The sequence below is a fragment of the Haloferax sp. Atlit-6N genome (genome assembly GCF_003383195.1).
GTDB classification, from domain to species: Archaea; Halobacteriota; Halobacteria; order Halobacteriales; family Haloferacaceae; genus Haloferax; species Haloferax gibbonsii.
On the sequence record NZ_QEQJ01000265.1, the window covers coordinates 1 to 481 of the forward strand.

The 481-nt window shown below is 62.8% G+C and carries 1 protein-coding gene; it reads left to right on the top strand.

Annotated features, from left to right (window positions below):
* Window positions 1-232: 232 nt before the first annotated feature.
* A partial coding sequence (locus DEQ92_RS22275; RefSeq protein ID WP_199522978.1) for a PEP/pyruvate-binding domain-containing protein occupies window positions 233-481 on the top strand: 249 nt, incomplete at its 3' end.

Genomic DNA, 481 nt, shown 5'->3' on the forward strand with positions numbered 1-481 from the left:
GGCCGACATCGACGACCGCGTCGACGTTCGCGTTGTACGCGAGAAAGACCGGCAGGTCACGGAGTGCGCTGAGGTCGGCGTCGAGGTCGTCTTGCGGGGACATATTGGTTCTGTGTTTCGTCCGTTGTGACAAATCAGTAACGACAGTCCGTGTCTCGTCCGCTGTGGCCTCGGCGACGCTCCTGTTGATTCCTGCCGAACGTTAACACGGATGACCACGTAGCCTCAAGTGATGACTAGCCAACCATTCGTTCGGTCACTTGAGGACGTCGGCGGCGACGACGTGGGCTCAGTCGGCGGGAAGGCCGCGAACCTCGGCGAACTCGCAGGGCTCGACGTCCCCGTTCTGCCGGGATTTACGACGACTGCGGCGGCCTACGAGTACTACGTCGACGAGACGGGCATCCGCTCGGACATCGAATCGGCGCTCGATGGCCTGGATGTGGACGACGTGAGTGACCTCCAGTCGCGCGGCGAGCGG